A 26,677-nucleotide genomic window follows, 5' to 3' on the forward strand; every position below is an offset into this window, starting at 1 on the left:
CGAGTACATCCAGTACGCGGGCGATGCTCCGCCTTGCGATGCACCGCACCGGACGCCGCGAGCTTCCCGGCAAACCCTTCCGGTCACGGCACTAGGGTGCCGCAGCGTGAGCACCGAAACCCGAAACTCCGACGTACGGAACACAGACGCCCGGGACACCGGGACCCGGGAAGAACACCGGCCCGGGGCCGGGACCCCCGACTTCGTCCACGCCACCCGCGCCTCCTACGACGCGATGGCCCCCGCCTACGCGGAGGCCTTCCCCGACGGGCTGGGCGACCGGCCGGTGGACCGCGCCCTGGTCACCGCCTTCGCCGAACTGGTGCGGGCCGCCGGCCCCGCGCCGGTCGCCGACATCGGCAGCGGTCCCGGACACGTCACCGCGCGGCTGGACGCCCTCGGGGTGCCGGTCTTCGGGGTGGACGTGTCGCCCGTGATGGTGGCCCTGGCCCGGCAGGCGCACCCCGGGCTGCGGTTCCACGTCGGTTCGATGACGGCCCTGGACCTGCCGGACGAGACGCTCGGCGGCGTTCTCGCCCTGTTCTCGATCATCCACGTGCCCGACGCGCATCTGCCCGGGGTGTTCGCGGAGTTCCACCGCGTGCTGGTCCCCGGCGGCCATGTGCTGCTGTGCTTCCAGACCGCCGACGAGGACGACCGGATGCATCTCGCCGAACGCTTCGGCCAGGAGATCTCGCTCGACTACTACTGGCGCACCCCCGAGACGGTGGCCGGTCTGCTCACGGCGGCGGGGCTGGACGTCCAGGCCCGGGTCCGCCTCGAACCCCCCGCGGACGCGAAACGCCCCCGCGCCTTCCTGCTGGCCCGCAAGCCGGAGCAGCCGCGGTAGCCACGGCGGGCGGCCCCGCTACACCACCTTGACGACCTTGACCGCGCTCACCGCGGACAGCCGGTGCACGTCACGGGCCGTGTCCGTGACCCCCGACAGGAAGCCCTGGGCCCTCGGGGAGGCGTTCTCCGTCAGCCAGCCGGGGTCGATGTCGCACACCGCGACCCGTACCCCGGTGCCCGCCAGGGCCAGCGGCAGGGTGTGGACCACGGTCGAGGGGAAGCTCAGGATCGTCCGGCCGATGGGTCCGCGGCGGGCGATCAGCTCCAGCGGGAGGTCGGGGCGGACGATCTCCAGGCCCGTCTCCACGGCCAGCCGGTGGAGTTTCTCGGTGCTCTCGCGCCGGTGCGCGAAGTAGCGGGTCGTCCCGTGCACCTTGGCCAGGGTGGTCACCGCTTCGAGGTAGCGGTCGGCGTCGACGACACCGGTCTCCACCAGGGACGTACCGACCATGTCGGCGCCCTTGGTGATCCGGGGCGGGCCGAAGCGGTGCCGGGTCCAGGCGAAGGTGTTCGCCGTCACCGTCACGCCGTCGGGGGTCTCCTCCATCGGCATGGAGGAGAAGATCTCCACCCGCCGTCCGCGGCCCGGCGTCAGCCGGCGTCTGGCCGCGGCGGACACCGGTGCGAACACCACGTCCCGCGCCCCCCGGCGGCCGCCCTTGCGGTGCCAGCGCACCAGCCGCTCACCCCGGGCGAGCTGGGCGACGAACTCCATGGTGGCGGTGCCGTCGTCGACGACGACCAGGTCATGGGCGCGGGTGATGGTCAGCAGCAGCTGCACGTACCGGGAGAACGGGTCGCCCAGGACGATCCGGTCGGCCCTGCGGAGCATCCCCGACAACCCGCCGATCGTCTGGAACGGCGCGGCCGGACCGCCCCGCGCCTCCTCCCAGCGGACCTGGTGGCCCTCCTCGCGGGCCAGCTCGGCCATACGGCGCAGCTGCCCCCGGGTCATCGGGTCGATCGGGGACAGGACCACGAGCGTGAACCCCGCGCCGGGCGCGTGTTGGTGCGCCCACTCCAGCACGTTGAGAAGCTGTACCGGACTCTCCACGAAGGCGAGAGTGTGGGGGCCGGTGGAACCGGCGCGGGGGCTCATCGACGTACGACCGTCCCGTCGTCAGGCGTGCGGGGGATTCGGGTGGGAGCCGGCAGGGGTCAGACCGAGACCGGCTCGCCCGCGGCCGCGGCGATCTCCGCCTCGGCGACGACTCCGCTGACGCGGCGCAGCTTCTTCATCGGGCCGAGCTCGGAGTCGTAGACCTTCTTGACGCCGTCGCCGAGGGAGGCCTCGATGGTGCGGATGTCGCGGACCAGGCGGGTGAGGCCGCCCGGCTCGACGGAGGCGGCCTGGTCGGAGCCCCACATGGCGCGGTCGAGGGTGATGTGGCGCTCGACGAAGGTGGCGCCGAGGGCGACCGCGGCGAGCGTGGTCTGCAGGCCGGTCTCGTGGCCGGAGTAGCCGATCGGGACGTTCGGGTACTCGGCCTGGAGGGTGTTGATGACCCGCAGGTTGAGCTCCTCGGCCTTCGCCGGGTAGGTGGAGGTGGCGTGGCAGAGCAGGATGTTGTCGCTGCCCAGGACCTCGACCGCGTGGCGGATCTGCTTCGGGGTGGACATGCCGGTGGAGAGGATGACCGTGCGGCCGGTGCCGCGCAGGGCGCGCAGCAGCTCGTCGTCGGTCAGGGACGCGGAGGCGACCTTGTGGGCGGGTACGTCGAACTTCTCCAGGAACGCGACGGCCTCGGTGTCCCACGGGGAGGCGAACCAGTCGATGTTCCTGGTCCTGGCGTACTCGTCGATCTGGCGGTACTCGTCCTCGCCGAACTCCACGCGGTGGCGGTAGTCGATGTAGGTCATGCGGCCCCAGGGGGTGTCGCGCTCGATGTCCCACTGGTCGCGCGGGGTGCAGATCTCCGGGGTGCGCTTCTGGAACTTGACCGCGTCGCAGCCGGCTTCGGCGGCGGCGTCGATCAGCTTGAAGGCGTTCTCGAGCTCGCCGTTGTGGTTGATGCCGATCTCGCCGACGACGTAGACGGGGTGACCCGGGCCGGCGGTCTTCGAACCGAACGTGCGCAGACGGGAGTTGTTGCTCATGGTGGAGACGTTCCTTACTTGTCGAGGGAGTCGAGAGAGGGGCCGAGGATCCAGCTGGCGATCTCTCGGATCGCGCCGTCGCCACCGGGCACGGTGGTGACCGCGCGTGCGGCGCCGCGCACGACGTCGTGGGCGCTCGCGACCGCCACGGGCCAGCCCACGAGGGCGAAGCACGGGAGGTCGTTGACGTCGTTGCCGACGTAGAGCACGCGCTCGGGCGCGATGCCCTGCTCCTCGCACCACTGCTTGAGGGCGAGGTCCTTCCGGTCGATGCCGTGCAGGACCGGGATTCTGAGTTTCCGGGCCCGGGCGGCGACGACCGGGTTCTGCTCCGTGGACAGGATCAGCATGTCGAGGCCGCTGTCGCGCAGGGCCGCGATGCCGAGGCCGTCCCCGCGGTGCACGGAGACGAACTCCTTTCCATCGGCGTCGATCAGCACCCGGTCGTCGGTCTGGGTGCCGTCGAAGTCCAGTACGACCGCGTCGATGTCGGCGGCGGTCGGCAGCGAACCGGGGCGGTTCGCGTCGAACAGGGGGGCCAGCGCCCGCGCCCGCGCCAGCTCGTGCGGGTCGTCGATCTCCAGCACGCGGGCGGGGTCGGTGCGCACCAGTTCGGTGCGGCCGAAGAAGCGGTGCCGGTGCTCGCGGAAGCCGGCCGCGTCCATCGCGTAGGCGGCGCCGGTCTCCAGGAGGTCCTGGGGGCGGTCCTGGCGGCGCGGGCGGAAGGACTTGTCGTGGTTGACGCCGTGACCACCGCCGAGGCCGTCCGGGCCGTCTTCGGCATCCCGCCACAGGAACCCGTGGAAGGGTGCCACGGTCACCGCGGTGTCGGCGCCGTTCTCGACGACCGCGGCGGCGACCTGCTCGACGTCCTCGCGGACGATGAAGGGGCTGGTGCACTGCACCAGGAGGACCGCGTCGACGGCCGCCCCGTGCAGGGCCTCGTGGGCGTCCATCGCGTGCAGGACGGCCGCCTCGGAGGTCGCCGTGTCCCCGGCGATGGCGGCCGGCCGCAGCACCACCTCGGCGCCGGCGGCGCGCGCGGCCGCGGCGATGGCCTGGTCGTCGGTGGACACCACGACGTCCGTCACCAGCCGGGTCGCGCGGCACTCGCGCACGGCGCGGGCCACCAGCGGGACGCCCCCGACCGGGGCGAGGTTCTTCGCGGGCACGCCCTTGGAGCCGCCGCGCGCGGGGATCACCGCGAGCACCCGGCGCACCGAAGCGCCCTGGCCCGCCTGCGGGTTGGACATGGGCTGTACTCCTTGGGAAGTGGTCGGGGTCCTCACAGCTCCCCCATCCGCCGGATCACCGGGGCGACCCGCTGCACGCCGTGCCGGTAGGCGCCGCGCGCCGCCCGGCGCACGATCTGCCGGACCGGTCCGGGGTCCTTGTCGGCGGCGGGCGCGCCGGGCAGCGGGGTGCCGTCCGGGCCGAGGTGGTGGCGGGCGAGGATGCCCGGCAGATAGCCGGGTGCGGTCGCCGGTGTGTAGTAGGGGGTCAGGGGCGGCAGGCCGCCGGGGCGGCCGAGGAGTCTGCTGATGCGCTCGCGGGCCGCGTCGAAGGCGGTGGCGTACGACCCGTCCGCCGCGACCCCCTGGCGCGCCACCCACTCCTCGTCGGGCGCCGGCCGGTGCCCGTCGTCGAGCTGGTCCCAGGAGGCGAGGCAGCCGGAACCGATGAAGTGGTGGTTGCCGTGCGTCTCCCGGACCCCGAAGTCGGTCAGGACGACGGTGGGGACACGGCGGTGCAGGGCCTCCAGCGCGGCCGTGGAGCTGACCGTCACCAGGAGGTCGGTGCGGTCCAGCACCTCGCCCATGTGCCCGTACACGAGACGGAGGTTGGCCGGCAGGTCGATCCGCTGCGCGAGCCGCTGGTAGGGCAGTTCCTCGATGTGCGTGGTGTGCTCGCCGGGCCGGGAGCGCAGCTTCAGCAGCACCTCGCGCTCGGGGTGCAGCCGCGCGTGCCGCACCAGCCGGTTCAGCAGGTAGGTGCGGTCCTTGCGGCTGTCCGGGACGGACGGCTGGGCGGCGAAGACCACGGTGTACGGGTCGTGTTCGCCGGTGTAGGGGGCGCCGCCGAGGAACGGCAGCGCGACCTCGGTGACCGCCGAGGGGTCGGCGCCCACCCCGTCGTAGACCGCCCGGAACCGGTCGGCGTCCTGGCGGGAGTTGGCGAGGACGAGGTCCGCGCCGTGCCGCAGCAGGAGGCCGTCGGCGAGCTTCTCGTAGACGACGCCGACATAGCCGGTGACGACGACGGGGCGCTTCGCCCGGCCCTCCCAGACCCGCTTCAGGCCGTGCAGCATCGCCTGCACTCCGCCGCCGACGAGGGCGAGCACGACGATGTCGTACGACTCCTCCGCCATGGCGCGCAGGAACTCCACGCCGGTGACCTCGCGCAGGGAGTCGGCGCGGACGCCCACCTCCTCCAGCTGGCGGGCCGTCGGCGTGGACCGGCCGCGCAGCAGGAATCCGCTCAGCGCGGGGCCGACTTGCGCGTCCTCGCGCGATCCGGCTTCCATGGTCGGGCCCGGGGCGATGCGGTCCGCGGTCAGCGCACCCCATTTCCATCGGGTGTCCGAGTCCGCGAGGACGGCGATTCGCGGGGGCTTCGTTGTACTTGCAGGCACGAGGAAGACGCTAGAAAGCAATTCCCGACTACGGCCCAACCGGGAATCAACGAAAAGTTAACAACACACCACGGAGAGCCGAACTGACCCGCCGGAAGGCGGAAAGTACACGTGGTGCACCGTTCCGACACATGGAGTTCACCCCCCGTACGCTCACCGGAAAGTTCCGCTGCCGAGGCACCCCCTAGGGTTTCGCAGGTGCCAAAGCTTTCCGTGATCGTGCCGTTCTACAACGTCCAGCAATACGCGCCGGACACCCTCAGAAGCCTTCGCCGCAACGCCCGCAACGACTTCGAATTCGTCCTGGTGGACGACTTCTCGAAGGACGGAACTCCGGACATTCTCGAACGCGCGGCCGAAGAACTGTCCGAGGTCGCCCAGGTGCGTTTCGTCCGCCACGAGAAGAACGGGGGTCTCGCCACCGCGCGCAACACCGGCCTGGACGTCGCACGCGGCGAGTACCTGACGTTCCTGGACGGCGACGACTGGCTGGCCCCCGGCTACCTCTCCGAACTGGTGTCGGCGATGGAGCAGTTGGGCTGCGACTTCGTCCGCACCGACCATGTGCAGGCCACCGCCCGCGCCCGGACCGTGCACCGGGCCCCGGTCGGCCCGCGGGGCGAGGTGCTGAACCCGCGCCGGGCGATCCTGCCCGCCGACCGGACCACCTCGGTGGACTACGCCTACGCCTGGGCGGGCGCCTACCACCGCCGGCTCCTCGACCGGGGGATCCTGCACTTCACCGACGGACTGCGTACGGCCGAGGACCGGCCGTGGATCTGGAAGCTGCACCGCGAGGCGGAGTCGTTCGCCGTGGTGAACCTGCTCGGGGTGTTCTACCGGCGCGGGGTCGCCTCCTCGCTCACCCAGATCGGTGACGTCCGCCAGCTCGACTTCATCCGCGCCTTCGACCAGGTCGTCCAGGAGACCGCGGCCGACCAGGACGCGGAGCGGCTGCTGCCGAAGGCGGTGCGGACGTACTGCGCGATCATCGCCCACCACCTCTCCGAGGAGAGCAAGTTCGAACCGGCCGTCGCCAAGCAGCTGCGGACCATGAGCGCGGCGGCCATACGGCGCATGCCGCAGGACGCCCTCGGTGACGTGCTCGACACCATGGACCTGAACCGCTCCGCCAAGCTGCGGCGGCTGCGGCGCCGGATCACCACAGCCAAGGCGGCCGCCTGATGCCCCGTACCACCCAGATCTTCTGCGCCTCCACGCTGTACGGGGCCGCCACGCTGGCCGCCGCGATCGAGTCGGACCTCTTCACCGAGCCGGACCGCCGCGTGCTGCTGGTGTTCAACAACTCGACGACTCCAGAAACCACTTCGGCCGTCGACGAGATGCCGGGCTTCGAGCCGCTGCGCGACCACTTCGACGACGTGCTGTCGTGGAACGAGGCCATCCGTCCCTTCCACCCCGGCGCCTGGGTCCCGCGGCCCGACGACATCCCGCTCTTCGAGCGGTATCTGCGGCTGCTGTGGGGGCTGGGCGAGGACCGGGTGGAGCTGGTCCTGGAGTCCATCCAGGTCACTCCGGCCCTGACGGTGGCCCAGCTGTTCACCGGCGCCCCCGTCGACGTCTACGCCGACGGCCTGATGAGCTACGGCCCCACGCGCAACAAGCTCGACCCGCTGGTCGGCACCCGGGTGCGCCGGCTGCTGCACCTGGACCTGGTGCCGGGGCTCACCCCGATGCTGCTGACGGAGTTCGACGTGCCGGCGCAGCTCGTGCCGACGCCGGCGTTCCTCAAGGTGATGGGTGAACTGAGCGCCTCGGTGGCCGGGTTGCCGGTGCTGCCGGAGAACGCGGCGCTGCTGCTCGGCCAGTACCTGTCCGCGCTGAACATCCTCACCGCCGCGGAGGAGGAGGACCTGCACGTACGGATGCTGCGGGGCGCGGTCGAGCGGGGGCACCGGGCGATCGTCTTCAAGCCGCACCCCACCGCACCGGCCCGCTACAGCCGCGTCCTGGAGGCCGAGGCCGCCGAGCTCGGGGTGGACCTCACCGTCCTGGACCTGCCCGTGCTCGCCGAGGTGCTGTTCGAGAAGGCCCGGCCCGGACTGGTGGTGGGCTGCTTCTCGACCGCGCTGTTCACGGCGTCCGCGTTCTACGACCTGCCGGTCGCCCGCGTCGGCACCGAGACGCTGCTGGACCGGCTGACGCCGTACCAGAACAGCAACCGGATGCCGCTGGTGCTGGCCGACGCGGTGCTGCCGGACCTGGCGGACCGGGCGGGTGACCGGCCGGTGCCGGCCGACACGCTGAACGGCCTGGTCACCGCGGTCGGGTTCGTCATGCAACCGCAGCTGCACCCCGCCCGGCGCCCGGCCGCCGAACGCTATCTCTCCCAGCACCTCGGCCCGCGCACCCAGCGCTATGTCAAACGCAAGCGGCTCACCTCGCTCGGCCTGCCCGGCGGCATCCCGGAGCGCCTGGCCTTCCTCCCCCGCAGTCCCACCGCCCGCCGGGTCGTCCGCCGGGCCCGCGCCCTGAAGAAGGCCGTCCGCGGCTGAGCCGGACGGCGCGGGCGGGAGACGGCTCGGGCGACCGGTGAGCAAACGGTGCGGGAGATCCGCAAAAGGTAAGAGGAGGACTAAAGAGGCGAAGCGAAACGGGGAAGTCGGCTTCAGGTCGCGGGGTGTTGGCGCGGGGTTCACACACGCTCCATAGCTTCCACCAATGCGCCGAACAGCTTCGCCCGTCATCCCGTCCACACCGGCGAGCGCGCGGATATGACCCAGCAGGACATACGCCCGCCCGCCGCCGGCCCGGCCCCCGTCACGCTCGCGTCCGTGCCGCCCGAACCCGCCCGGCGGCCGCTGATCTCCTACGTCCTGCCCGTCTACGACGAGCAGGACGGCATCGCCGCCTTCCACGCCGAACTGACCGCCGCCCTCGCCGGCCGGCCGGAGCTCGACTTCGAGCTGGTCTACGTCAACGACGGTTCCAGGGACGGCTCGCTGGCCCTCCTGAAGGACTTCGCGGCCGGCGACCGGCGGGTCCGCGTGGTCGACCTCGCCCGCAACTTCGGGCACCAGCTCGCCATCACCGCGGGCCTCGACCTCGCCGCGGGCGACGCGGTGATCATCATGGACACCGACCTCCAGGACCCGCCGCAGGTCAGCCTGGAGCTGATCGACGCCTGGCGCGGGGGTGCCGAGATCGTGCACGCCCGCCGGCGCTCCCGGCAGGACACCGCCTTCAAACGGGCCACCGCGCACCTCTACTACCGCCTCCTGCGCTCCTCCACCGAGGTCGACATCCCGCTGGACACCGGGGACTTCCGGCTCCTGGACCGGCGGGTCGCCGACGAGCTGTGCCGCTACCGCGAACGCAGCCGCTTCGTGCGCGGCATCGTCGCCTCGATGGGCTACCACCAGTCCGTGGTGTCCTTCGACCGCGACGAACGCTTCGCGGGCGAGACGAAGTACCCGCTGCGCAAGATGGCCCGGCTCGCCGTCGACGGCATGACCAGCTTCTCCACCACCCCGCTGAAGATGATCACCCGGCTGGGCTTCGTGGTGCTCGTGCTGTCCCTGGCCGGCATCGTCTACGCGCTCGCCATGAAGTTCCTGCGTCCCGAGGTCACCGTCTCCGGCTGGACCATGCTGATGGTCGTCGTGCTGTTCCTCGGCGGCACCCAGATGCTGTCCCTGGGCGTCATCGGCACCTACGTCGGACGCATCTACCGCGAGACCCAGGGACGGCCGCTGTACCTGGTGCGCGAGGTCGTCGGCGGGCCGGGGCCCGGGGCCGATGACTGAGACCACCGTGACGGTCCCGGCCGCCCCCACCGACCGGTCCCGCACCCTGCGCCAGCTCCTGCGCTACACCCTCATCGGCGGCAGTGGAGTCGCCCTCGACCTCGCGGTCTTCCTGCTGCTGCACAACCTCACCGGCATGAACGAGCAGCTCGCCAACGCCCTCAGCACCACCCTCGGCATCAGCAGCAACTTCCTGCTGAACGCCCGGTTCACCTTCGAGCGCCGCGACCGGCTCCGCACCCGCTTCCTGCGCTTCTACGCCGTCGGGCTGACCGGGATCGCCCTGACGAACCTGCTCTTCCTCGCCTTCACCGACGCGCTGGGGATCGACGCCGACCTGGTCAAGGCGGCCTCGCTGCCCCCGGTCCTGGCGCTCCAGTTCGTGCTCAACAGAAAGTGGAGCTTCGCATGAACCTCGGCATCATCGGCGCGGGTGCCACCGGCCTCACCGCCGCCTGGGACGCCGTACGCGCCGGCCACCAGGTCACCGTCCTGGAGGCGGCCGGCGAACTCGGCGGGCTCGCCGCCTCGCTGGAGGTGGGCGGCGTCCCGCTGGAGCGCTTCTACCACCACATCTTCCGCAGCGACAAGGCGATGATCGCCCTCATCGGGGAGCTCGGCCTCGGTGACGCGCTGCGCTTCCACCGGCCGACCACCGGCATCTACCGCGGCGGCCGGCTGATCGACTTCACCACCCCCCTCGACATGCTGCGCTTCCCGGAGTTCTCCCCCGTCGACGCGGTGCGGTTCGCCGGGTCGTCGGCCCTGCTGAAAGCCGTCCGCGGCGGGGAGCGGTACAACGACCTGACCGCGCTGGCCTGGCTGCGCCGCCGGGCCGGCCGGAAGGCGACCGCCGCGATCTGGGAGCCGCTGCTGCGCGGCAAGTTCGGCGACCGCGCGGAGCAGGTGTCGATGGCCTGGCTGTGGGCCCGCATCCACTGCCGTACCTTCGAACTCGGCTATGTCGACGGCGGGTTCGAGCGGGTGTACACGGCGCTGCGGGACGGCGTCGAGGAGCACGGCGGCAAGGTGGAGTTCGGCAAGGCGGTCGAGTCGATACGGCAGGACGGCGACGCCGAACCCGCGGTGGTGACCTGCGCGGACGGCTCCCGGTACGCGTTCGACCAGCTGATCGTCACCACCCCGCAGCCCGCCTTCGCCAAAGCCGCCGGGCTGCCCGCCGAGGACGCGGTGTGGAAGAACCAGTACCTGGGCGCGACCTGCTTCGTGCTGGAGCTGGACCGCAGCGTCATCCCGTACTACTGGCTCAACATCAACGAGCCGGACTTCCCGTTCCTCGCGGTGGTCGAGCACACCCGGATGATCGACCCGTCCGTGTACAGCGGCCGGCACGTCCTCTACGTGGGCAACTACGTGGAGCGGGAGGACTGGCGGTTCACCACGGAGCCGGCCGAGCTGCTGACCCGGTTTTTGCCGTATCTGCGGCGCGTCAACCCGGACTTCGACGAGTCCTGGATCAAGGACTGGCACTTCTCGAAGGCCGGGTTCGCCCAACCCGTCGTGACGCCCGCCTACCGCGCGCTGATCCCCGGCCACGACACCCCGATGAGCCGCGTCAAGCTCGTGACGATGGCGCAGATCTATCCGCAGGACCGCGGCCAGAGCTACTCGGTGGCCCTGGCCCGCGAGGTCACGAGGTCGCTGGGGCCGGCCGCCTGACGCACAGCACGACCGCGCTGCCCGCGTCCGGCGACGGACGCGGGCAGTCGTACACCGCGGTGACGCGCCGCCACAGCCGCGGGTCGACCTTGCCGGGCCGGAACCAGGCGCGGTCGAGGACCGCGTAGGGGGCGGGGTCGTGGTCGACGCAGTCGGCGTTCTCCCGGAACGACGTCAGACCGGCCACGTCCGGGAGGAAGCGGCTGCGCTGGAGGAACGTGGCGATCGGGTAGCGGCACCGGGCCGGGTGGCCGACGTAGTACGTGGTGTCGCCGAAGGCCAGGTACAGCACCGGGGCGCCGGCCGGGATGCGGGCCCGGAGCCGGTCGGCCTCCCGCTCGGTGTGCCGCATCTGGGCCAGGTAGGCGGAACTCGTCACCGTGACCCGGCCGTCCAGCACCAGGTGCGGGGAGCCGGGCCAGCTGCTCGCGGCCAGGCAGACCACACCGGCCAGGGCGGCCAGGACCGCCGGCCACACCCCGCGTCCCGGCCCCCGCGCCGTGGTCGCCGGGCCCACCGTGCCCCGCCGCGCCGACGTCCGCGCGCGGGCCTCCCGCCGGGCGTCCACCGCGGCGGCCAGCAGGGCGAGCAGTCCGGCCGCCCAGACGGCCCCGGGCCGCTGGTAGCGCTCCGGCGCCGTGGCGTACAGCACCGGCAGCACGCCGTAGAGCAGGGACACCGTGCCGAAGAGCCAGGGGGGTGGGCGGCGCGCGCCTCCCACGGCCAGGCCCCACAGAGCGGCGGCCAGCACCGGCAGCTGGGCGGCGTGGTAGAGGAACCAGTTGCCCTGCACCACCACGACCGTCTGCGCGCCGAGCCCGACGGCCAGGGCGACCAGCAGGAGTTCGGCCCGGCGGCCCCGCCCGCGCACCCGGCACAGCAGGAGCAGCAGCGCCCCGGGCAGCAGCAGGAGCACCGGTGTGGCCAGCGCGCGGTCGGCCAGGAACTCCACGGTGCGGTCGAGGACGAACCGGGGATGGAGGCCGGTCCGGCTCAGCGCCGACTGGTTGATCCGCGGCATGTCCTCGGTCCACTGCCACTCGTGGGACCCGCCGAGCACGCTCAGCCCGAACAGGGCCGCGGCCACGGGCACCGCAACGAGCGCGACCCGCACGGCGCGGCCCCGGTCGACGGTGTACACGAGCAGCACGCCGATCGCGGCCGTGGCGGCGGTGGAGTACTTCATCATCACGGCGAGGCCCAGCGGCGACGCGGCGAGCAGCGCGGCCCGCCAGGCCCGGTCCGGGCCGATCGCGGCCGCGACACCCACGACCGTGAGCACCACGGCCGCCCACTCCGGCTGGAGGAAGTCGTTGCGGGGGGCGAGCGCCAGGGCGAGGCCCGTGGCGCCCGCCGTGAGGGCCGCCTCGCGGCCGCCGGCCCGGCGCGACAGCGCCGCGTACAGGGCGCCCCCGGCCGCGGCGGCGAGCATCGCGCCCGCCGCCCCCATCAGCGTCTCGCGCAGGGCGGTCGGGCCGAAGGTGAGGCCGTCCAGGCCGGCGACGAACCACCGGTAGAAGTAAGGCCGGTGGGTGAAGACCTCGGACGGCGAGTAGCCGGCCGCGCCGCCGGTGCGCAGCGCGCCGAGGACGTAGTGCAGGTCGCCGGTGAGCCGCCGGGTGACCACCGTGTAGATCACGGCCGCGGCGGCGGGCAGGGCGACGACCGGCCACCACGGGGGCGAACGGCGGCCGCCCCGACGCGGCCGTGCCTTGGGGGAGGCCTCGTCGGTCAGGGCAGTCGCCATGCTCAGCCGCCCAGGACGACCCGCAGGTCGGCCGCGTTCGCCTCGGTGGTCTTCCACAGTTCCTGCTGCCGGCCGTGCACGTCTGCGACGGTCCGGTCGTGGTCGGCGAGCAGGTCCTTCGACCGCTCGACGAGCCGGGCGGCGAGGTGGCGGTCGTGCACGGACACGCCCCACTCGGGCCGTTCGATGTCCCGCAGGAAGTACGCCATCTTCGGGTGCGAGATCAGGCTGATGATGGGCGTGCCGCAGCCGAAGGGGATCATCCCCGCGTGGCCGCGCATGCCGATCACCAGCTTGGTGCGGGCGTACAGGTCGCGGATCTCGTCGTTGTCGAAGTCGTACATCGGGATGACCGGGAGCGAGATGCCGTACACCCGGCGCAGGTCGAAGGCGATCTTCTCGTCGTCGAGCGAGTGGGCCGCGCACTTCACCTCGGCGAGTTCGCCCAGGTCCCGTACCGCCTGGGCCATCTGGGCCAGGAAGTAGTCGTAGTCGTGGCCGAAGCGCAGTCCCGCGCGGTCGTAGGCCGCGTTGACGAGGATGGTGTCCTCGCGTTCGGCCGGGTCCTGCCAGCCGGCGACGAGCTGGCGGGTGACCGTGGTCGGGCAGGGCTGGAAGCGCACCTTGTCGTGCAGGTGGGCCGGCAGCATGGCCCGCACCTTCTCGATCGAGCCGTGGTTGCGCAGCCCGAAGAACGAGGAGCGCTCGACCAGTTGGCGCAGCGAGGAGCGGAAGCGGCCGGCCCGGTAGGACTGGCCGTCGAAGGCGTTGAAGCCGACGGCGAAGACCGCGATGGGCACGTCGATGCGGTTGAGCAGCTCGTCCGGGACGTTCCACTGCCAGGCGCTGTTGCCGTTGGGCATGGTGTCCGGGATGAACAGGCCGCCGCCGCCGATGACCATGCCGCGCCGGGAGTTGACGCGTTTCAGGGCGGCCTCGTCGAACAGGCGGTGGGCGTGCACCGGGTGCCAGCGGCGGGAGGTGGTGTCCGGCCCGAAGGCGAGGCGGACGCTCTCCGGCAGCAGTTTGTCGCCGGCGTTGCCCTGGCGGTCCATGTAGAACGCGACGTGCGCGAGCTGGTCCTCGGGGCTGCCCTGCTCCTGGGCGGGGACGCTGGCCGCGCGCTGCGCCCACAGGCGGCTGGAGCGGTGGGTGGGGTCGACGGACATGCCGGCGGTGGCGTGGCGCAGCGCCTCGGCGTTGTCGCCGCGCACCCAGGCCATCTGGGCGAGACGGGCGTGGGCGGTGGCGGCCCGGTTGGGGGCGGCCGTGGCCAGCAGCAGCTGGGTCCTGGCCTCCTCGTAGCGGGAGACGCTCATCAGGGCGTGGCCGTAGACCTCGTGCGGCCAGGCCTCGTCGAGCGGGATGCGGACACTGCCGAGGACGTCGACGGCGTCCTGGTAGTCGCCGGCCCCGATGTGGGCGGCGGCCACCTTGCGGGCGACCTCGACGTCACCGGTGCGGCGGACGTGCGGGGTGCCGTAGTGGACCAGCAGGTCGTGGTGGAGGCCGCCGGAGGAGGCGAGGTAGGCGGCGTGGAAGTCGGCGTCGGACAGCTCGAACTCGCGCCAGCGCTCCTCCGCCTGGCTGTAGCCGGCCTCGCCGCCCTGCCAGGGCTTGTGGCGCCCGGTGAAGTGCAGGATGGCGGTGTCCTCGGGGACGGGCAGGTCACCCGACAGCCGGCGCTTGACGAAGTTGTAGCGCGGGTCGAGGCGCACGAAGTCGCCGGCCAGCACGCTGTTGAGGATGCCCTGGTCGTGCTTGTCGAGTTCGTAGTCGCCGCTGCGTCCGCAGGCGTCGATCCGGGCGCAGAACTCGTCGCTCAGGTACTCGCGCTGGATGACCAGCAGGCCCGAGTTGAGCTTGTGCTGTCCGTAGAAGAACTGCGGCACGGCCGCGAGGCCCTCGCGCAGTTGCAGCAGTTCACCCAGGCCGTCGAGGACGACCATGTCGGTGTCGAGGGTGATGACGGTGTCGTACTCGCGCAGGCGGAAGACGTCGAGGATGAAGTACGCCTTGCGGACCAGGTAGTTGTCCTGGTCGCCCTTCTTGTACGAGTCGTAGCGGTCGGCGTCGACGCGGCGCAGCACGATGCGCGGGTGCAGGTCGCGGATCTTCGCGATCGAGCCGGGGCGCAGGTCGTCGTGGAGGACGACGAAGTCCTCGCAGACGCTCGGGTTGGACAGGGCGAGGCTCTTGAGCAGGACGAGGAAGCCGGGCAGGTAGTTCTCGTCGACGAAGCTCGCGAAGGCGATGCGCCGCTTGCCGGTGAGCGCGTGCGCGTCGGTCGCCGGGGCCTGGGGTGCGGCGGCCGGGGTCAGGGAGGTCGTGGTCATCGCAGGGATATCCTCATGTCGGTCACGCTCTGGGCCCGCTGCATGACCCACGCCTTCTCGCTGGTGTATTCGTGCACGGAGGTGATGGCCAGCTTCATCGCGTCCTGCACGCGGTAGGCACCGCTCTCGTAGAAGTCGAAGCCGATCAGGTCGAGGGTCGGGCTGACGTCCAGGAAGTCCAGCAGCCACAGCATGTTGAAGCCGGTGGTCGGGATGCCCGACCAGGCGTCCGCGCCGAGCCTGCCGATGTTGCGCAGGGGCCAGCGCAGCGACTCGTCGCCGAGGTAGGTCTGGGCGCCGGGCACCAGGCGGTTGCGCAGCGAGTACTTCCAGTCGCCGGAGATGCCGCCGAACACGAGCCGGGTGGTGACCCGTTGGTCCCAGTTGAAGCCGTGCTTGTGGATGGTGGCGTGGATGTCGGTGCGGCTGCCGGTGTGCCTCGGCTCGATCCTGTAGGAGTTGAAGCGGACCACCAGGTCGTAGGCGTCGATCTCGGCGCCCATCGAACTGCTGCCGACGCGGCCGGAGTTGGCGATCAGGCAGATGGACTTGCCGGCGATCTGGTTGCGGAACTCGCCGAGGGTGATCCACTGCACCCCGCCGATGGTGGGGTCGGCGACGGGGCCGCGCATGCGGTGCCGCCGCTGTTCGGCGTAGAGGGCGACGGCCTCGGTGAAGGCGGGCAGGTCCGTGCCGACGGCGCGGTCGGAGCGCAGGTCGAGGTACTGGCTGAGCAGGTCCTGCCGGTCGCCGACCGGGGCGTCCTCGGCGGCCAGCGCGAGGAGCGCTCCCACCAGACGGGGCTCGGCCTCCGTCCAGTCGCCGACGGCGAGCGCGGCGAGGCCCTCGGCCCACACGTCGGTGGCGGGGCCTCCGGCGAACCGCTCGGCGCGCGGGCACTGCCGGCCGAGCAGGCCGAGGAGTTCCCGTTCCTTGTCGCGGGCGGCGCGCAGTCCGGCGATGCGGGCGCGGACGCCGAAGCCGTCCTCGTCGGTCAGGCCGAGGTAGCGCTCGTAGGCCTCCAGGGCCTCGGCCTCCTCGCCGAGCGCCTCCAGCAGGCGGGCGCGCAGCCGCCAGCCGGCGCGGGAGTTCCTGCGCTGGGCCAGCACGGTGTCGCTGATGATCAGGGCCAGGTTCAGCTCGTCGTCGTAGCCGCACTCCAGCGCCTTGTTGGCGACGGCGAGCAGGGCGTCGAGGACTTCGTTGCCGATGCCGGAGGGGGGTGTGGCGGCGCCCTTGACGGCGCGCTTGAGCAGGGCGGTCGCTCCGGCCGGGGCGGGCGCGGCGGTGACCGTCGAGGTCGTGCCCCACACGACGAGCAGTTTCCTGAGCTGCTCGGCGAGTTCGACGCGGCGGCGGTCGATACTGCCGACGAGTTTGCCGCTGTGCACGGCGCAGGCGCGCAGGCAGTCGTCCAGCTCCCCCCCGCGTGCGCGTGCCCGTCTGTTCTGCACCCTCGTCATGACGCTCCTGTTTTTGCCAGGCAAATGCTGAGTTCGTTGCCGTTCACTGGCCCGTGGGGGATGTTGAAGAAAATTAGGAAGCCAAAACGACATTCAGGTGAACTCGCCGGGACCACAGGGCCAATCGTTGGCTCGCCCCGGAAGACATCCCTGCGATTCGGACTAACGTGCTGGGAAGTACCCGCAGGAACAGCCCGTCGAGGGGACATTCGTGACCAGCATGACCGTGCGGCCGGTGACCGACGTGTCCCGGCGCCCGGAGCCGACTCCCAAGAACCGGTTGCGCGCCCTGGACGGGTTGCGGCTGATCGCCGCCCTGATGGTCGCGGGCTATCACTACGGCGGCAGGGGCGGCGAGGTCACCGGGGCGTGGGGGAGTTCGGCGGCACGTCAGTTCCCCACCCTGCATGCGTATTTCGCCTACGGCTGTCTCGGTGTGCAGGTCTTTTTCGTCATCAGCGGCTTCGTGATCTGCATGAGCGGCTGGGGCAGGCCCCTGAAGTCGTTCTTCGCCTCGCGCGCGTCCCGGCTGCTGCCGGCGTACTGGACGGCGGTCCTGCTCGTCTCGGCGGTGTTCGCGCTGCCGATGGTCGCCTACGAGGCCCTGTCGCCGAGCGACACCCTGGTGAACCTGACGATGCTCCAGCAACCGCTGGGGGTGGACCGGGTGCTCGGGGTGTGCTGGACGCTGTGGGCGGAGGTCCGCTTCTACGTGCTGTTCGCGCTGTGCGTGGTGCTGCCGGGGGCAAGCCGGCGGCGCGTCATCCTCTTCTGCGCGGGCTGGACGCTGGCGGCGGCCGTCGCCCAGGGCGCCCACATGCCCCTGCTCGACATCGTGCTGATGCCCGAGTACGCGCCGTTCTTCGTCGGCGGGGTCGGCCTGTACCTCGTCCACCGAGACCGGCGGGACGTGTACGCGTGGGGCATCGTGGCCGTGAGCTTCCTGATCGGGCAGCACTACGCGGTGCGCAGCCTGTGGAACGCCTCCGACCCGCACGCCTTCGCGCACCGCTCCTCGACCGGCATCGTGCTGGTCGTCGCCTTCGGTTTCGTCGCGGTCGCCGCGATCGCGCTGGGCCTGCTGAACCGGGCGGACTGGCGCTGGCTGACGGTGGCGGGGGCGCTGACGTACCCGTTCTACCTGGTTCACGAGCACCTCGGCTGGGTGGTGATCCACGCTCTGCACATCACCCTGGGCCTGCCTGCGGCGGCCACCTTCGGGCTGACGGTCGCGTCGATGCTGGCGCTGGCCTGGCTGATGAACCGGTTCGTCGAGAGGCCGCTGACACCGAGGCTGCGCGCGGCCCTCGCCAGGGCCCACTGAGGAGCGGGATGCGCCGGGCCCCCAGGGGGCCGTTCGGCCGCCCAGGGGCGTGAGGTGTGCGGCTCCCCCGGGCGCGGCAGGCCGGATTTCCACCGTATGTGGTCAAAAATGCGCTAATGCGATCACGTTGGAGAAGGACCGCGGTCATCACCGCACTTCCGGCTCTCGGTCTCCTCGCCCTCGCCGGGCCGCCCGCGCAGGCCGACGGACCGGCGGCGACCAAGCAGGTCGACTACCGCGGGCACCGGTTCACCGTGCCGGCCTCCTGGCCGGTGGTGGACCTCACCGCGAACCCGAGGGCCTGTGTCCGGTTCGACCGGCACGCGGTGTACCTCGGGCACCCCGGCGCCGACCAGGACTGCCCCAGCCACGCGGTGGGCCGCACCGAGGCACTGCTCATCGAACCCGACGACAACCCGGCGGCCCAGCAGGGCACCGTGGCCGAGCCCGCCCAGCGCGAGTACCGCGCGCGGGCGGAGAAGGTCACCGTCACCGCCACCTACGACGCGGACGCGGCTCTCGTCCGCACCATCCTGACCGACGCGAAGGTGCCGGCGACCGCGCCCCGCGTCCCGGTGGAGCCGCCCGCGCCGCCGGCCCCGGCGCCCGCCCTGCCGGCCTCCGCCACCGACCACACGGGCAAGGGCTTCGACACCTGCACCGCGCCCTCCGCCAAGGCCATGAGCACCTGGCAGGACAGCTCGCCCTACAGCGCGGTCGGCGTCTACTTCGGCGGCTCCAAGCGCGCCTGCAGCCAGCCCAACCTGACGGCCTCCTGGGTGAAGCAGCAGGCCACCGACGGCTGGCGGTTCGTGCCGCTCTACGTCGGCACCCAGGCGTCCGGCATCAGCTCGCCCGAGACGCAGGGCGCCGACGCGGCCGACGACGCCGTCGAACGCGCCGCCGCCCTCGGCTTCGGGCCCGGTTCGACGCTGTACTACGACATGGAGGCGTACTCCTCGTCGTACACCTCGGACGTGCTGGCCTTCGAGGAGGCGTGGACGCAGGAGCTGCACTCCGAGGGCTACCGCTCCGGCTGGTACAGCAGCAGCAGTTCGGGCATCCGCGACCTGGTCGACGAGTACGACGGCCACACCATGCCCGACGTGATCTACGACGGCCTGTGGAACGGCGCCGCCGACACCCACGACCCGGTGGTGCCCACCACCATGTGGGGCGACCACCGGCGCATCCACCAGTACTCCGGGGGCCACCAGGAGACCTGGGGCGGCACCACCATCAACATCGACCAGGACTACCTGGACGTCAGGCTCGCGGACACCGCGCTGCCCGGCGCCTGACCCCGGCGGCCGGCCCGTCGTGACGGGCCGGCCGGCTCAGAAGGCGTCCGACGGGACGTAGGTCCCCCACACGCCCCGCAGCGCGTTGCACACCTCGCCCACCGTGGCCCGGGCCCGCAGCGCGTCCTTCATCGGGTACAGCACGTTGTCCTCGCCCTCGGCGGCCTTCTTCAGGGCGGCGAGAGCGGAGTCCACCGCCTGCTGGTCGCGCTCCGCGCGGAGCTTCGCGAGGCGTTCGGCCTGCTGGGCCTCGATGGCCGGGTCGACGCGGAGCGGCTCGTACGGCTCCTCCGCGTCCAGCTTGAAGCGGTTGACGCCGACCACGACCCGCTCGCCGGAGTCGGTCTCCTGCGCGATCCGGTACGCGGAGCGCTCGATCTCGCCCTTCTGGAAGCCGTGCTCGATCGCGCTGACCGCGCCGCCCAGCTCCTCCACCTTCACCATCAGCTCGACGGCCGCCGCCTCCACGTCGTCGGTCATCTTCTCCACGACGTAGGAGCCCGCGAAGGGGTCCACCGTCGCCGTCACGTCCGTCTCGTAGGCGAGGACCTGCTGGGTGCGCAGGGCCAGGCGGGCGCTCTTGTCGGTGGGCAGCGCGATCGCCTCGTCGAAGGAGTTGGTGTGCAGCGACTGCGTGCCGCCGAGCACCGCGCCCAGCCCCTGGACCGCGACCCGGACCAGGTTCACCTCGGGCTGCTGGGCCGTCAGCTGCACGCCCGCCGTCTGCGTGTGGAAGCGCAGCATGAGGGACTTGGGGTTCTTCGCGCCGAACTCCTCCCGCATCACCCGGGCCCAGATCCGGCGGGCGGCGCGGAACTTGGCCACCTCCTCCAGGATCGTCGTACGGGCCACGAAGAAGAAGGACAGGCGGGGGGCGAAGTCGTCGACGTCCATGCCCGCGGCCACCGCCGTGCGGACGTACTCGATGCCGTCGGCCAGCGTGAACGCGATCTCCTGCGCGGGCGAGGCGCCGGCCTCCGCCATGTGGTAGCCGGAGATCGAGATGGTGTTCCACTTCGGGATCTCGGTCCGGCAGTACTTGAAGATGTCCGCGATCAGGCGCAGGGACGGCTTCGGCGGGAAGATGTACGTCCCCCGCGCGATGTACTCCTTCAGCACGTCGTTCTGGATCGTGCCCGTGAGCTGGGCGGCCGGCACGCCCTGCTCCTCGCCGACCAGCTGGTACATCAGCAGCAGCAGCGCCGCAGGGGCGTTGATCGTCATCGACGTCGACACCTTGTCCAGCGGGATCCCGCCGAACAGCACCCGCATGTCGTCGATCGAGTCGATCGCCACGCCCACCTTGCCGACCTCGCCGCTCGCGATCGGCGCGTCGGAGTCGTGGCCCATCTGGGTCGGCAGGTCGAAGGCGACGGACAGGCCCATCGTGCCGTTGGCGATCAGCTGCTTGTAGCGGGCGTTGGACTCCACGGCGGTGCCGAACCCGGCGTACTGGCGCATCGTCCACGGGCGGCCGGTGTACATCGACGGGTAGACGCCCCGGGTGAAGGGGTACGACCCCGGTTCGCCCAGCTTCTCCGCCGGGTCCCAGTCCCGCAGGGCATCAGGCCCGTAGACCGGTTCGATGGGCAGTCCGGACTCCGACTCGCGCGCCATGGTGTGTTGCCTCCCGCTGAGCAGTTTGCTCGCCGCCCGTTACTTTCCGGTACGTACCGACCCTCCGACGGACTGTAGCGGTGGGGCGCGCACCCGGTGCAGAGGAGCACGCCGCGACCTTCCTCACAGCCTCGCTGGGACCCCGATCACATCCGGGGCCACCGTTCCCGTCACCACCATGCCGCGCCGTTCGCGAGCCGTCATCCGCGGGGAGCATCTCTGGAGAGACTACGGCCGGACGAGCGCGCACCGCTTGAGACGAGGGGGGCCCGAATGCGTACTACGGGCATGGGGAGATCGATCGCCGTCCTGGTGGCCCTGCTGGCGGCCGCCGGCTGCACGGTGCAGCCCTCGGGCGGCGACGGCGGGCGGCGTTCACCGGTGCACATCGACCTGCCGGGCCACCGGACCGCGACCGCCACGGCCGGCGCCGGCCGGTCGGACGGCAAGACGTCGGGCGGCAGGGCGTCGGGCGGCGGCGGGAGCACGGCCCCGGACCCCGTCGTCCTGTGGTCCCGCGGCGACACCGGCCGGGACGTGCGGGAGCTCCAGGCCCGGCTGCGCCAGGTCGAGTGGCTCTACGACGGGCCGACCGGCACCTACGACGACCTGACGGAACAGGCGGTCGCGGGCTTCCAGGGCAAGCGCGGCCTGCCGCGGACGGGCGAGACCGACCGGGTGACGTGGCAGCGACTGCTGCGGATGACCCGTGAACCGGGCCACTGGGAGCTGTACCTGATGGGCGGTCAGCCCGCGGGCCCGCCGGACCCGCGCTGTCTGACCGGCCGGGTGCTGTGCGTCGACAAGACCAGCCGGACCCTGCGCTGGATGATCGACGGCCGGACCGTGTCCACGATGTCGGTGCGCTTCGGCTCGCAGTACACGCCCACCCGGGAGGGCGTGTTCCAGGTCTACTGGAAGTCCCGCCACCACGTCTCCACGCTGTACGACTCGCCCATGCCCTACGCGATGTTCTTCAGCGGCGGCCAGGCCGTGCACTTCTCCTACGACTTCGCGGCCCGGGGCTACGCGGGGGGCTCGCACGGCTGCGTGAACGTTCGGGACGAGACGGCGATCGCCGCGCTGTACGCGCAGGTGAGGAACGGAGACAAGGTCGTCGTCCACCGGTGACGCGCGAAACGGGAGAGGTGTGGGGCGCGGGCGGGACCGGGGGAACGTGTCCCACCCGCGCCGAGGTGCACGAGCCGTAGGTACGGGGGGAACCCCGGCTCTGTGCGAGGGCCGATGACCAGTCGGCTCACTCAGTACTGCGCCCGGCCGGCCAGAAACGTCACACCTGGCGCCGAATTATTTCGACGGACCGGGAAACCGCAGGTCACAGGGCTCGATAAGGCGGCGTGGGCGAGCCGGCCGACGAGGGGCTCCGCGAGGTCGTCGACCGCGGGAGCAGGGGTGCGGCGGGGGTCACGTCGGCGGTGACGTCGGCGGCGTCGCCGGTCTGGGTGCTGTCGCCGGTCCGGGTGCCGTCGCCCTCGCTGTCGCCCTCGCTGACACCTGAGCGGCCGTGGCCGTGGCCGTGGCCGGAGCCGTGACCGGGGCTCAGGTGGTGGCCGCCGTCGTCACCACCGTGGCCACCGTGGCCGTCGCCATCCTCGTTGCCCTGGTCCGTGCCGTCGCCCTTGCCGTCGCCGCCGCCGTTCGAGTCGTCCTGGCCGCTCTGGCCCGACTGGTCGGCGGAGCCGTCGACGGGGGCGGCGGACAGCACGCCCTTGCAGTACGTCCACACCCGCGCCGAGCCGCCCGCCGCGTCCTCCAGGGCGCGTCTGCGCTGCGGGGTCAGTTCCCGGCCGGCCCGGACGTCGCGGCAGGCGGGGGCGGCACCGGTCCAGCGGTCGTCCCGGTCGCGGCCGGAGCCGCCCCGCGCCGAGCCGGCCCCGGCCGTGTCGTGCCGGGAGTCCCGGCCGGGGGAACCCGAGGAACCGGCGGTGCCCGGGGAACCCGGGGGCTCCGCGGAAGCCGAGGGTCCGGAGCCGCCGGACGTGGGGGCGTCGCCGGAAACCTCCGGGGAGGCGGGCGGCGGCTGGAGGTCCGGTGTCACCTCCGCCGAGGCGGAGACGGCGGGGGCCGGACGCGCCGGGCCGAACGGCGTCGGCAGGATTCCGGTTCCGGCCGCGACCGCGACCCCGCCGACCATGCCGACGGCCAGCGCGGCGGCCAGCCCGAGGTGCGCGGGCCGGACCCGGCGCGGGCGGCGGGCGGGCCGGTCCGGGGCGCCGATGCGCACCAGCCCGGCGTCGAAGTCGTGGGAGCGCCCGCGATGACCGCGGGCGGGCCCGTCGGCCTCCCGGTCACCGCGCGGAGGGCGGCCCTCGCGTCCGTCACCGTCCGTGACGGCCTGCCGGGCTTCGCGCGCCTTGCGGAAGGCGGCCACCGCGGCGGCCTCCCCCGGAAGTTCCGCGCCGGCCAGCCGGTTCTCCACGGACAGCGATCCCAGTGTCTTGGCGAGCAGTTCGGCCTCGTCACGCACAGTGCCGTCGACAGCGTTGTCCAGTGCCTCGCCGCTCAGCAGGCGCTCCGCCGTTTCGCGGTCCAGCCACCGGCCGGGGGTCCGGGGGGCGTCCCCCGGGAAGACACAGCGCTCGTCGGCCATCACATGTCCTTCTGCGTCCGCGCACGCGTATGCGTCACACTCGCGGACGTCACCGCGCGACCGCGCGGTTCTCGCGGGGGCGGCAGGGCGTCGAGCCGGGCGGCTGATTCCGGATCCTCGCCGAGCAGTTCGGCCAGCCGCTTGAGACCGCGGTGCGCGGCGGTCCGTACGGCACCCGGCCGCTTCCCGAGGGTCTCGGCGGCGGTCTTGGCGTCGAGGCCCACGACCACCCGCAGCACGACGGCCTCGGCCTGGTCCTGCGGCAGCCGGGCGATGAGCGAGAGGGTGCTGTCGGTGGCCAGGGCCTCGATGGCCTCACCGGCCGTGTCGGACTCGGCGGGCTGCCCGGTGAGCTCGGTCTCGTCACCGCCGATCGCGGGCCGGCGGCCCCGCATGCGGATGTGGTCCAGGGCGCGGTTGCGGGCGATCCGGGCGGCCCAGCCGCGGAAGCGGTCCGCGTCGCCGGTGAACCGGTCCAGGTCGCGGGCGATCTGCAGCCAGGCCTCGGACGTCACGTCCTCGGCGTCGGGGTCGCCGACCAGCGTCCGTACGTATCCGAGCAGGCGTGGGTGCACGGCGCGGTACACAGTCCGGAACGCGGTCTCGTCCCCGGCCTGCGCCGCAAGCACCGCGGCGGTCAGCTCCGCGTCGTCCCCCAGCACCCGTGGTTCCTCGTCGATGGTCGGTCGCGGCCTCGAGGCCGCCGGTGACGGTGATCAGATGATCGTTCGACTTCCGCACCGGCGCGAAAGGCACGTTACGACCTGAAACCGCTCCTCGTCCATGTCCGTAGAACATGCAACTAACCCGTGACAGCCCTCCGTGTGACAGAAAACGCACTCATGGCGCTGTAGGGAGTACGGGCCGCCGCGCGGCCCGTGCCGCGCGACGGCCGGGGCCTCTCCTGTGGGGGGTGGCGGCCCCGGCCGTCGCCACGGCGACCGGCCCGCTCACCCGCCGTCGCCCTCACCGGACGCGCCGGCCTTCTTCTTCTCGGCCTGCTTCTCGGCCTGCTTCTCGGCTTTCGCCGACGCCTTGGCGGCGTCCTTTTCGGCTTTCGCGGCGGCCTTCGACGCCTCCTTCTCCGCCTTCTCCGCGGCCTTCGCCGCCTGGTCCGCCGCCTTCTCGGACGCCTTCGCCGCCTTGTCCGTCTTCTTCCCGCCGCCTGTTGTGGCGTCCGCCGCCGTCAGGCGCCGCGCGCAGTAAGCGGTGACTTCTCTCTCGCCGCCCGCCGCCGCCACCAGCCGCTGCCAGGCCGCCGGGTCGAGGGACCGCTGCCGGCCGTGGGCCTTCCCGTACGCGCGGCAGTACGCCTCGGTGTCCCGCGCGGCGACCAGGCCGTCCGCGCCCGTGGACGCGGCTGCCGGCGGGACGGGCGCGACCCCGGCCGGGGCGCTCGACGTCGGACCGGGGCGGGGCCGGTCGTCGGCGGAGCCGCCCGGGGTGCTGTCGTACGAGCCGATCGCGGCGACCGCCGCCCCGCCCAGGGTGAGGCTCGCGAGGGCCAGGGAGAGCGCCAGCCTCACCGGCCGGGCCGCGCGCTGCTCCCGGGGCCGCCAGTCGTCCCGGCGCCGGGTGCGTGCCCGGTGCGCGCCGGTGTCCCGGGCGGTGCGGAAGGCGTCCACGGCCCGCTGTTCTGCCTCGGCGTCGGGGACGTCCGCGACGCCGGCGCCGGTGAGCAGCTCCTCCAGGCCGGCGGTGTCGTGGGGCTCGGCGAGGTCCTCGGGGTGCGCGCGCCGACGGCCGGGATCCCCGCCGCTGTGCCGTTCACCCATTCCGTTCCCGCCCCTGTCCCGCCGCGCGTCCGGTCCGTCCGGCCCGCCGCTCCTCATGTCGACTCCCCCAGCGTCCGGGGGCCGTCATCCGTCACACCCTCGCCGCCCACCTGCTGCGCGAGCCGCTTCAGACCCCGGTACGCGGCCGTCCGTACGGCGCCGGGCCGCTTGCCGAGGACGCGTGCGGCGGCGGGGCCGTCGAGGCCGACGACGACCCTCAGCAGTACGGCCTCGGCCTGGTCGCGGGGCAGCGCGCGCACCAGCCGGAGGGCGGCCTCGGTGGAGAGGGACTCCAGGGCCTGGTCGTGGGTGCTGTGCGGGCCGGGCAGCTCCAGTACGTCCTGTTCGAGCGTCGCCGACCGCGGCCGTACCCGCCGGCGGCGCAGGTGGTCGAGCGCCCGGTGCCGGGCGATGGTCGCGCTCCAGCCGCGGAACCCGGCGCCGTCGCCCCGGAACCGGCCGAGGTCGCGGGCGATCTCCAGCCAGGCGTCGGACGCCACGTCCTCGGCGTCGTCGCCGACGAGCCCGCGCAGATAGCCGAGCAGCCCGGGCTGCACCAGCCGGTAGGCGACCGCGAAGGCGGCCTCGTCACCCTCCTGGGCCCGCGCGACGGCCGCGCCCAGTTCCCCGTCGTACGCCTGCACGCGGCGGGGTTCCCCTCGCTGGCCCAAGAACTGTCCTCGTCCGTACCGAGTCCGTGGCGGGTCCGTCCGCACATCGGGACACGGCCGCCCCTGCCCCGCCCCCCACCGTGATCAGCGTCCGGCCGCACTGAAATGTCACAGGCCCTCAGGGGCGCGCGCCGCGGGCCACGGCCCGTCCGTGCCGGGCCCGCCGGTCGCCGGGCGGCGGGCGGGGGCCGGGTCGTCGGCCGCGCTCGCCGCGTCCCGGCACAGCAGCCGCAGCGAGCCGTCCCCGGCGAAGCAGCGGCGGGCCTCGTCGACCGGGTCCCACAGACGGCCGTCGGGGGTGCGGACCCAGTGGTCGCCGCCGGTCGCCCACCACTCGCCGCCGGTCCGCCGGACGATCACCTCGCCGGCGTACGCGCCCAGCCCGCGCAGCAGACCCTCCACGGCGGCGGGCGGCGGGCCGGTCCGGCGTATCTCCTCGATCGTGCGGTCGGCCCACCACAGGCTCTGGGCCGAGTGGTCGAAGCGGGCCCGGGCGTCGGCGGGCAGGGCCGCCACCGCCTCCGCCGCCCACCGCGCCGGCTTCGCCGCGGCGTGCGGCCTGGTCTCCTGTCGTGTCGTCACCTCATGCGCTGTCACATAGGCAAGAGCGAGGTCAGCGGCGGTTGTGTCACTCCTTTCCGGGGTGTTCCCGAAGCCGGTGCAACTCCGCCGCGCCTTCCCCGCGGGACGGTCACAGGACCCGACCGCTAAAAGGTGCCTCTATGGTTTTCGTCAAGCCGTAGCGGGTGTGGGTGGTTGGTAGAAGGTGCCGTCGCGGAGCATGGCGAACAGGACGTCGATGCG

21 protein-coding genes and 1 pseudogene are annotated in these 26,677 nt (G+C 72.6%); 9 read left to right on the forward strand and 13 right to left on the reverse strand.

Annotated features, from left to right (window positions below; all coding sequences use genetic code 11):
• The first annotated feature begins 235 nt into the window (after positions 1 to 235).
• On the forward strand, positions 236 to 850 hold the full coding sequence (locus ABZT03_RS35785) for a methyltransferase domain-containing protein (protein WP_356047222.1): 615 nt from the start codon (positions 236 to 238) through the stop codon (positions 848 to 850).
• A gap of 18 nt (positions 851 to 868) precedes the next feature.
• Here the strand turns inward: ABZT03_RS35785 and ABZT03_RS35790 are convergent, their stop codons facing one another.
• Genes ABZT03_RS35790 through ABZT03_RS35805 form a run of 4 tightly spaced genes read right to left on the reverse strand, consistent with a single transcriptional unit; the run spans position 869 to position 5,581 of the window.
• On the reverse strand, positions 869 to 1,951 hold the full coding sequence (locus tag ABZT03_RS35790; protein ID WP_356047185.1) for a hypothetical protein: 1,083 nt from the start codon (positions 1,949 to 1,951) through the stop codon (positions 869 to 871).
• A 59-nt stretch (positions 1,952 to 2,010) separates the two neighbouring features.
• Complete coding sequence (locus tag ABZT03_RS35795) at positions 2,011 to 2,949, reverse strand: N-acetylneuraminate synthase family protein (protein ID WP_356047187.1); 939 nt, start codon at positions 2,947 to 2,949, stop codon at positions 2,011 to 2,013.
• Between the two features lie 14 nt (positions 2,950 to 2,963).
• Positions 2,964 to 4,202, reverse strand: a complete 1,239-nt coding sequence (locus tag ABZT03_RS35800) for an N-acylneuraminate cytidylyltransferase (protein WP_356047189.1) — start codon at positions 4,200 to 4,202, stop codon at positions 2,964 to 2,966.
• Between the two features lie 32 nt (positions 4,203 to 4,234).
• Entirely contained in the window at positions 4,235 to 5,581 is a 1,347-nt protein-coding gene (locus ABZT03_RS35805) for a DUF6716 putative glycosyltransferase (RefSeq protein ID WP_356047191.1), read from the reverse strand.
• 198 nt (positions 5,582 to 5,779) lie between these two features.
• On the opposite strand from ABZT03_RS35805, the gene ABZT03_RS35810 reads away from it, so the two are divergent.
• The 5 genes from ABZT03_RS35810 to ABZT03_RS35830 all read left to right on the forward strand — a co-directional run bounded on the left by ABZT03_RS35810 (position 5,780) and on the right by ABZT03_RS35830 (position 11,028).
• Complete coding sequence (locus ABZT03_RS35810; RefSeq protein WP_356047193.1) at positions 5,780 to 6,766, forward strand: glycosyltransferase family 2 protein; 987 nt, start codon at positions 5,780 to 5,782, stop codon at positions 6,764 to 6,766.
• Positions 6,766 to 8,097 (forward strand): polysialyltransferase family glycosyltransferase, encoded by a 1,332-nt coding sequence (locus ABZT03_RS35815; protein ID WP_356047195.1) that lies wholly within the window; start codon positions 6,766 to 6,768, stop codon positions 8,095 to 8,097. The genes ABZT03_RS35810 and ABZT03_RS35815 overlap by 1 nt, the downstream gene beginning before the upstream one ends.
• A 219-nt stretch (positions 8,098 to 8,316) precedes the next feature.
• On the forward strand, positions 8,317 to 9,348 hold the full coding sequence (locus tag ABZT03_RS35820) for a glycosyltransferase family 2 protein (protein ID WP_356047197.1): 1,032 nt from the start codon (positions 8,317 to 8,319) through the stop codon (positions 9,346 to 9,348).
• Entirely contained in the window at positions 9,341 to 9,760 is a 420-nt protein-coding gene (locus tag ABZT03_RS35825) for a GtrA family protein (protein ID WP_356047199.1), read from the forward strand. Before ABZT03_RS35820 ends, ABZT03_RS35825 begins: the two co-directional genes overlap by 8 nt.
• The gene (locus ABZT03_RS35830) at positions 9,757 to 11,028 is read left to right on the forward strand and encodes an NAD(P)/FAD-dependent oxidoreductase (RefSeq protein ID WP_356047201.1); all 1,272 of its coding nucleotides are present in this window, start codon (positions 9,757 to 9,759) and stop codon (positions 11,026 to 11,028) included. Before ABZT03_RS35825 ends, ABZT03_RS35830 begins: the two co-directional genes overlap by 4 nt.
• Here the strand turns inward: ABZT03_RS35830 and ABZT03_RS35835 are convergent.
• Genes ABZT03_RS35835 through ABZT03_RS35845 form a run of 3 tightly spaced genes read right to left on the reverse strand, consistent with a single transcriptional unit; the run spans position 11,000 to position 16,574 of the window.
• Entirely contained in the window at positions 11,000 to 12,775 is a 1,776-nt protein-coding gene (locus ABZT03_RS35835; protein WP_356047203.1) for a hypothetical protein, read from the reverse strand. The genes ABZT03_RS35830 and ABZT03_RS35835 overlap by 29 nt on opposite strands.
• A 2-nt stretch (positions 12,776 to 12,777) precedes the next feature.
• Complete coding sequence (locus ABZT03_RS35840) at positions 12,778 to 15,111, reverse strand: glycosyltransferase (RefSeq protein WP_356047205.1); 2,334 nt, start codon at positions 15,109 to 15,111, stop codon at positions 12,778 to 12,780.
• Entirely contained in the window at positions 15,108 to 16,574 is a 1,467-nt protein-coding gene (locus tag ABZT03_RS35845) for a glycosyltransferase family 29 protein (protein WP_356047206.1), read from the reverse strand. Before ABZT03_RS35845 ends, ABZT03_RS35840 begins: the two co-directional genes overlap by 4 nt.
• Before the next feature lie 220 nt (positions 16,575 to 16,794).
• On the opposite strand from ABZT03_RS35845, the gene ABZT03_RS35850 reads away from it, so the two are divergent.
• Together ABZT03_RS35850 and ABZT03_RS35855 are read left to right on the forward strand one after the other, a co-directional pair.
• Complete coding sequence (locus ABZT03_RS35850; protein ID WP_356047224.1) at positions 16,795 to 17,898, forward strand: acyltransferase; 1,104 nt, start codon at positions 16,795 to 16,797, stop codon at positions 17,896 to 17,898.
• 116 nt (positions 17,899 to 18,014) lie between these two features.
• Positions 18,015 to 19,199 (forward strand): DUF1906 domain-containing protein, encoded by a 1,185-nt coding sequence (locus tag ABZT03_RS35855; protein WP_356047208.1) that lies wholly within the window; start codon positions 18,015 to 18,017, stop codon positions 19,197 to 19,199.
• 36 nt (positions 19,200 to 19,235) lie between these two features.
• On the opposite strand, the gene ABZT03_RS35860 is transcribed toward ABZT03_RS35855, so the two are convergent.
• Positions 19,236 to 20,816 carry a methylmalonyl-CoA mutase family protein gene (locus tag ABZT03_RS35860; RefSeq protein WP_356047210.1) on the reverse strand — a complete coding sequence of 527 codons (1,581 nt, stop codon included), beginning with the start codon at positions 20,814 to 20,816 and terminating at the stop codon, positions 19,236 to 19,238.
• Positions 20,817 to 21,104: 288 nt separating this feature from the next.
• Here ABZT03_RS35860 and ABZT03_RS35865 point away from each other — a divergent pair, with 288 nt between their 5' ends.
• Positions 21,105 to 21,947, forward strand: a complete 843-nt coding sequence (locus tag ABZT03_RS35865; RefSeq protein WP_356047212.1) for a L,D-transpeptidase family protein — start codon at positions 21,105 to 21,107, stop codon at positions 21,945 to 21,947.
• 205 nt (positions 21,948 to 22,152) lie between these two features.
• On the opposite strand, the gene ABZT03_RS35870 is transcribed toward ABZT03_RS35865, so the two are convergent.
• The 5 genes and pseudogenes from ABZT03_RS35870 to ABZT03_RS35890 form a co-directional block, all read right to left on the reverse strand.
• Positions 22,153 to 23,427 (reverse strand): hypothetical protein, encoded by a 1,275-nt coding sequence (locus ABZT03_RS35870; RefSeq protein WP_356047214.1) that lies wholly within the window; start codon positions 23,425 to 23,427, stop codon positions 22,153 to 22,155.
• On the reverse strand, positions 23,427 to 24,089 hold the full coding sequence (locus ABZT03_RS35875; protein ID WP_356047216.1) for an RNA polymerase sigma factor: 663 nt from the start codon (positions 24,087 to 24,089) through the stop codon (positions 23,427 to 23,429). The genes ABZT03_RS35870 and ABZT03_RS35875 overlap by 1 nt, the downstream gene beginning before the upstream one ends.
• Positions 24,090 to 24,377: 288 nt before the next feature.
• The gene (locus ABZT03_RS35880; protein ID WP_356047218.1) at positions 24,378 to 25,202 is read right to left on the reverse strand and encodes a hypothetical protein; all 825 of its coding nucleotides are present in this window, start codon (positions 25,200 to 25,202) and stop codon (positions 24,378 to 24,380) included.
• 53 nt (positions 25,203 to 25,255) lie between these two features.
• Complete coding sequence (locus tag ABZT03_RS35885) at positions 25,256 to 25,873, reverse strand: RNA polymerase sigma factor (RefSeq protein WP_356047220.1); 618 nt, start codon at positions 25,871 to 25,873, stop codon at positions 25,256 to 25,258.
• 210 nt (positions 25,874 to 26,083) lie between these two features.
• A pseudogene (locus ABZT03_RS35890) lies at positions 26,084 to 26,455 on the reverse strand (hypothetical protein); the annotation flags it as partial.
• Between the last annotated feature and the right edge of the window lie 222 nt (positions 26,456 to 26,677).

It is taken from the genome of Streptomyces sp. NPDC005574 (assembly GCF_040605435.1).
Taxonomy (GTDB): Bacteria; Actinomycetota; Actinomycetes; order Streptomycetales; family Streptomycetaceae; genus Streptomyces.

Excerpts from the sequence above, each read along its gene's own strand:
- ABZT03_RS35785 (WP_356047222.1), top strand. The coding sequence starts at position 236 with ATGGCCCCCGCCTACGCGGAGGCCTTCCCCGACGGGCTGGGCGACCGG.
- ABZT03_RS35790 (WP_356047185.1), bottom strand. The coding sequence starts at position 1,951 with ATGAGCCCCCGCGCCGGTTCCACCGGCCCCCACACTCTCGCCTTCGTG.
- ABZT03_RS35795 (WP_356047187.1), bottom strand. The coding sequence starts at position 2,949 with ATGAGCAACAACTCCCGTCTGCGCACGTTCGGTTCGAAGACCGCCGGC.
- ABZT03_RS35800 (WP_356047189.1), bottom strand. The coding sequence starts at position 4,202 with ATGTCCAACCCGCAGGCGGGCCAGGGCGCTTCGGTGCGCCGGGTGCTC.
- ABZT03_RS35815 (WP_356047195.1), top strand. The coding sequence starts at position 6,766 with ATGCCCCGTACCACCCAGATCTTCTGCGCCTCCACGCTGTACGGGGCC.
- ABZT03_RS35820 (WP_356047197.1), top strand. The coding sequence starts at position 8,317 with ATGACCCAGCAGGACATACGCCCGCCCGCCGCCGGCCCGGCCCCCGTC.
- ABZT03_RS35825 (WP_356047199.1), top strand. The coding sequence starts at position 9,341 with ATGACTGAGACCACCGTGACGGTCCCGGCCGCCCCCACCGACCGGTCC.
- ABZT03_RS35830 (WP_356047201.1), top strand. The coding sequence starts at position 9,757 with ATGAACCTCGGCATCATCGGCGCGGGTGCCACCGGCCTCACCGCCGCC.
- ABZT03_RS35835 (WP_356047203.1), bottom strand. The coding sequence starts at position 12,775 with ATGGCGACTGCCCTGACCGACGAGGCCTCCCCCAAGGCACGGCCGCGT.
- ABZT03_RS35840 (WP_356047205.1), bottom strand. The coding sequence starts at position 15,111 with ATGACCACGACCTCCCTGACCCCGGCCGCCGCACCCCAGGCCCCGGCG.
- ABZT03_RS35845 (WP_356047206.1), bottom strand. The coding sequence starts at position 16,574 with ATGACGAGGGTGCAGAACAGACGGGCACGCGCACGCGGGGGGGAGCTG.
- ABZT03_RS35850 (WP_356047224.1), top strand. The coding sequence starts at position 16,795 with ATGACCGTGCGGCCGGTGACCGACGTGTCCCGGCGCCCGGAGCCGACT.
- ABZT03_RS35855 (WP_356047208.1), top strand. The coding sequence starts at position 18,015 with ATGCGATCACGTTGGAGAAGGACCGCGGTCATCACCGCACTTCCGGCT.
- ABZT03_RS35860 (WP_356047210.1), bottom strand. The coding sequence starts at position 20,816 with ATGGCGCGCGAGTCGGAGTCCGGACTGCCCATCGAACCGGTCTACGGG.
- ABZT03_RS35865 (WP_356047212.1), top strand. The coding sequence starts at position 21,105 with ATGGGGAGATCGATCGCCGTCCTGGTGGCCCTGCTGGCGGCCGCCGGC.
- ABZT03_RS35870 (WP_356047214.1), bottom strand. The coding sequence starts at position 23,427 with ATGGCCGACGAGCGCTGTGTCTTCCCGGGGGACGCCCCCCGGACCCCC.
- ABZT03_RS35880 (WP_356047218.1), bottom strand. The coding sequence starts at position 25,202 with ATGGGTGAACGGCACAGCGGCGGGGATCCCGGCCGTCGGCGCGCGCAC.